4 protein-coding genes and 1 pseudogene are annotated in these 4453 nt (G+C 67.1%); 4 read left to right on the forward strand and 1 reads right to left on the reverse strand.

Going from position 1 to position 4453, the window contains the following annotated elements; translation table 11 throughout:
* From WBG82_RS06185 to WBG82_RS06200, 4 genes are all read left to right on the forward strand, one after another.
* Positions 1 to 1502, forward strand: a 1502-nt coding sequence (locus WBG82_RS06185; RefSeq protein ID WP_424422695.1) for a peptidoglycan-binding protein, incomplete at its 5' end; no start/stop codon positions are given.
* A 101-nt stretch (positions 1503 to 1603) separates the two neighbouring features.
* Positions 1604 to 2530, forward strand: a complete 927-nt coding sequence (locus WBG82_RS06190) for a sulfite exporter TauE/SafE family protein (protein ID WP_424422697.1) — start codon at positions 1604 to 1606, stop codon at positions 2528 to 2530.
* Positions 2527 to 3339 carry a TIGR02186 family protein gene (locus tag WBG82_RS06195; RefSeq protein WP_424422700.1) on the forward strand — a complete coding sequence of 271 codons (813 nt, stop codon included), beginning with the start codon at positions 2527 to 2529 and terminating at the stop codon, positions 3337 to 3339. The genes WBG82_RS06190 and WBG82_RS06195 overlap by 4 nt, the downstream gene beginning before the upstream one ends.
* Before the next feature lie 109 nt (positions 3340 to 3448).
* Positions 3449 to 4228: a cytochrome c biogenesis CcdA family protein gene (locus WBG82_RS06200; RefSeq protein ID WP_424422702.1), complete on the forward strand. Its 780-nt coding sequence runs from the start codon at positions 3449 to 3451 to the stop codon at positions 4226 to 4228.
* Here the strand turns inward: WBG82_RS06200 and WBG82_RS06205 are convergent.
* Positions 4225 to 4453: pseudogene (locus tag WBG82_RS06205) on the reverse strand (ligase-associated DNA damage response endonuclease PdeM); the annotation flags it as partial. The gene WBG82_RS06200 and the pseudogene WBG82_RS06205 overlap by 4 nt on opposite strands.

Raw genomic sequence — 4453 nt, forward strand, 5'->3', positions numbered from 1 at the left:
GCGGGCGGCGGCGAGGAAATCATTGGCGGCCCGCGCCGTCTCGGCGGCGGGGTTGCTCATTTCCGGTTCGCCGGCGCTCTCGGGAGCTTCCTCCGCATCCCGCGCGCTTCACCGCGCTCGCCTCCGAACGCGAAGGCCGGCGGAAGAAGATCCTTGTCGGGGGCATTGCTGCTCTCCTCGTTCTCGCGGCGGGCCTTGCCGCCACGCGCGTTCTCAACAACGAGCCAGCGATCCCGCAGCCCGTGATCGTCGATGCTGGGCCCGCAAACGGCGCCTCGCCGAAGACCGCCGAGCCTGCTGACAAGCCTGGCGACGAGGCCGCGAATGCCGCCAAGGCGAGCGCCGCATCTGTAGATCCAGAGAGCAATCCGGCGGAGGTCAGTCCGGAAGGCGCCGGGGCCAATGCAACCGCTCCTCAAGGGCAAGCGGCGCCCGGGGAGGCGGCGGCTCCGGCGCCTGCCACGACGAGCGAAGCTGAATCGCCCATCGTGCCCGCGCCCAAGAAGGCCGCGCGGCCGCAGACAACGACCATGCCCCGCTCGGGCGAGCCTGCGCCCTCGGCGACACCCGCTCCCGCCAAGCCGGTCGAGACCGAGCCTCTCGCGCCCGCGACCAGATCTTCTGCCATGGGCACGCTCGGCCAGCTTCCCGCCGGCCAGCGCGCGCTCGGCGAGGCGGCGCGGAACGGCGACGCGGTGGCGCAATATGAGCTGGCGCAGCGCTATGCCAATGGCGACGGCGTGGACGCCGATCCGGCTCAGGCCGCGATCTGGTATGGCAAGGCCGCCGATCAGGGGCTTGCGATCGCGCAATACCGCCTGGCCACGCTTTACGAAAAGGGCCGGGGCGTGGCCCAGAACGATTCGATGGCGCGCGGCTTTTACGAGAAGGCCGCCCTTCAGGGCAATGTAAAGGCCATGCACAATCTCGCCGTCATCTATGCGGAAGGCCGTGGCACGCGGCAGGATTTCACCACGGCCGCGCGCTGGTTCGGCGAGGCGGCCGCTTTCGGCCTCGGCGACAGCCAGTACAATCTCGCGATCCTCGAGGAGCGCGGGCTCGGCGTGAAGCAGGATCTCGGTTCCGCATACAAGTGGCTCACCATCGCCGCGAAGGCGGGCGACAGGGGCGCTGCCCAGAAGCGCGACGAGCTCGAAGGCAAGCTCGACGCGGCCGCGCTGGCGCAGGCCAAGGTCGCGGCCGAGACATGGACCGCGAAGCGCCCCGACCCTGCCGCCAATGGCGATCTCGGCACGTTCCACAGCGGCAGCGCCGCCGGAAACGCAGACGACATCACCGGCAGTATCTCGACCACAGTGAGCGACACGGCCCGTGCTCAGGCGATGCTGATGCAGCTCGGCTACGATCCGGGCACGTCGGACGGCGTCATGGGTCCGCGCACACGCGATGCAATCCTCGCCTATCAGCGGTCCGCGGGCCTCGACCAGACCGGCAGCGTCAATCCGGCGCTGCTGAAGTCGCTCGAACTCGCGACGCGCTGAGGGCCTCCGCGCCCGAGGCATCCTGACGGCGGCATGTCTGCCCGTTTCGATGTTTCCGCGGACAGAACGGGCGGCGCGACCGCCGCCGGAGCCCAGGCCGCATGCAGATCTACCTGCCGATTGCCGAACTTCCGATCAATGCGCTGCTGATCCTCGCCATGGGCGGGGCGGTCGGCTTCCTCTCGGGCATGTTCGGCGTCGGCGGCGGCTTCCTGATGACGCCGCTTCTGATCTTTCTCGGCATCCCGCCCGCCGTCGCGGTCGGCACCCAATCGACGCAGGTCGTCGCCTCCTCCGTGACCGGCGCGCTCGCCCATTGGCGGCGCGGCACCATCGACTTCAAGATGGGCGGCGTGCTGCTTGCGGGCGGCATCGTCGGCTCCGTCTTCGGCATCTTCCTTTTCCGGCTGCTGAAGGAGATCGGGCAGATCGACCTCACCATCTCGGTCGTCTATGTCGTTTTCCTCTCCATCATCGGCGCGATGATGATGGCGGAGAGCCTGCGGGCCATGAATGCGGCGCGGCGGGGCGATGCGCCCGCCACGGGGCAGGGCGGGCACCATAGCTGGATCCACGGCCTGCCCTTCAAGATGCGCTTCCGGCGCTCGAAGCTCTATATCAGCGTGATCCCGCCCGTGCTCATCGGCTTCTTCGTCGGCATGCTCTCGGCGATCATGGGTGTTGGCGGCGGCTTCATCATCATCCCGGCCATGATCTATCTCTTGCGGATGCCGACCATGATGGTCATCGGCACCTCGCTCTTCCAGATCGTCTTCGTGACGGCGATCACCGGCGTCATGCATGCGGTCGAGAACCAGGCGGTCGATGCGATGCTGGCTCTGCTTCTCGTCGTCGGCGCGGTGGTCGGCGCGCAATATGGCGTACGCACGGCGGCGCGCCTCAGGGGCGAGCATCTGCGCGCGCTCCTTGCGGGCATCGTGCTTCTCATGGGCATGAGGCTCGGCTGGGATCTCGTGACGACGCCGCCCGACCTTTATTCCGTTGTCGATGTGGCGCCGCATTCATGACATCCCGTCCGCACCATATCGCAGTCCTGCTCGTTCCGATCGTGCTCGCGGCCTGCCTTTTCGCCGCCGCGCGAGCCAAGGCTGATCAGCTCGTCACTGATCTTTCCTCGCACAAGATTTCGATCCACTCCAACTTCACGGGCACGCAGATCCTTCTCTTCGGCGCCGTCGAGGCGAACGCACCGGAGACGCGCGGCCTCGCCCGCGACATCGTTGTCGTGGTGTCGGGCCCCCAGCGCCCGATGACGGTGCGGCGCAAGGCGCGCGTCGCGGGCATCTGGGTCAATCACGATTCCATCACCTTCCCCAGGGTGCCCGGCTACTACGCGGTCGCAAGCACGCGGCCGCTCGAAGTGACGGCGGGCGCCGATGTGCTGAAGCGCGAACAGATCGGGGTCGAGAATGTCGATCTCGGCCCGCCATCGGCGCAGGCGATGGATGGAAGCGCGGAAGTGCTGCCGTCCGAAGAAGTGCAGGCCTTCGTCAAGGCGCTCATCCGCAACAAAAAGCGCGAGCGGCTCTATATCAGCGATCCGGGAGGCGTGACCTTTCTCGGGCAGACGCTCTTCCGCGCCACGCTCGAAATTCCCGCGACCGTGCCGGTCGGGCTCTATACGGCGACTGTCTATCTCATCCGCGATGGCGAAGTCGTCGATGCTATCGCCTCCCCGCTTTATATCGACAAGGGCGGGCTCGAGCGCTTCATCTATCGCCTCGCCCATACGCGGCCGCTCTTCTACGGCCTCATCGCCGTGATCGGCGCCGCGCTTGCCGGCTGGCTCGCCTCGGCGGTGCTGAGGGAAAGGTGACGCATGGCGCGGGCCGGCCATCATGGCTAGAGTGCGTTTCCGGCTCCCCGCCGTCATTTTTCCCCTGCCCTCCGGCAATCCCGATGCATGCGTTTGACGGACCCGACCGATGACCGATCTCAGCATCTCCTATTTCGCGGCTGCGGCCGGTGGGCTTCTGAGTTTCCTTTCGCCTTGCGTGCTGCCGCTCGTGCCGGCCTATCTCTGCTTCATCGCCGGCACATCCTTCGAGGAACTGACGCGCGAGGACACGAAGGGCGCCGCTCTCGGCTCGGAGGGGCTGACGCGCCGCGTCGCGCTTGGCGCTGTCGGCTTCGTTCTCGGCTTCAGCACCGTCTTCGTCGCACTCGGCGCCAGCGCCTCGGCGATCAGCCCGATCATCCTTTCGCACAAGGATATTCTCGGCCGCATCGCGGGCGTCATCATCATCGTTTTCGGCCTTCACTATATGGGGCTTCTGCGCATCGCCTTTCTCAATCGCGAGGCGCGCTTCCAGCCGGACCAGATCGGCGACGTCACGAAAAGCCTGTGGGTGCAGTTTCTGAGCCCCTATGTGATCGGGCTTGCCTTCGCCTTCGGCTGGACGCCCTGCATCGGTCCCATTCTGGCAACGATCCTCGCCATCGCCGCATCGCAGGAAAGCCTGCAGGCAGGCGTGCTTCTCCTCGCCACCTATTCGCTCGGGCTCGGCATTCCGTTTCTCACGGCGGCCTTCGCCGTGCGCGCCTTTCTCGCCTTCGCCAGCCGCATCCGCCGCCATATGCGCAAGATCGAGATCGCGTCTGGCGTTCTGCTCGCCGGAACGGGACTCCTGATGGCGCTCGGCTCCTTCGAGCAGATAGCCATCTTCCTCATCACCAATTTCCCGATCCTCGGCCGCCTCGGCTAATCGCCTTCGAGGCGATGGGCGGCGACGGGAACGACGGTGCGCGCGCCCATCATCCAGGCATGGAAGGCGGATGACGGAAAGAGCGCGTCATATGCCCCGTCGAGCACGTTGAGCCCGCCCGCATAGGCGCCGAAGGCGGGCAGGATCGCGCGCACGCCATCGGAGGCGACGCAGCGGCGGCGCAGACGCCGGCCCCGCACGCGCACCGCCGCGCAGGGATGAAGG

This window comes from Parvibaculum sp. (genome assembly GCF_049671045.1).
In the GTDB taxonomy this organism is placed as follows: Bacteria; Pseudomonadota; Alphaproteobacteria; order Parvibaculales; family Parvibaculaceae; genus Parvibaculum.